Raw genomic sequence first — 255 nt, forward strand, 5'->3', positions numbered from 1 at the left:
TTTGTACTTACAGTTTAGAACAAATGTTGGAAAATGGAATGGATATATATTCTGCAATACCTATATTAGCTGCATATGTTGGCCATGTAAATTTGATAGATACCGAACGATATATCCATTTTACAAACACACATTACCACGATTTTATTGAGCAAGAAAAAACGCTCGGACAATTAGTACCGGAGGTGCAACATGAATCATCTTAGTTATTTTATTCAAAGATATTTTATGCATTACTTAATTGGTCAAAAGAAT

General features: G+C 31.0%; 1 pseudogene. It reads left to right on the forward strand.

Features of this window, described 5'->3' with window-relative positions:
- Positions 1 to 206: pseudogene (locus ACYQ2O_RS13585) on the forward strand (hypothetical protein); the annotation flags it as partial.
- Positions 207 to 255 lie beyond the last annotated feature (49 nt).

Source organism: Alkalibacterium sp. m-11, from assembly GCF_054658155.1.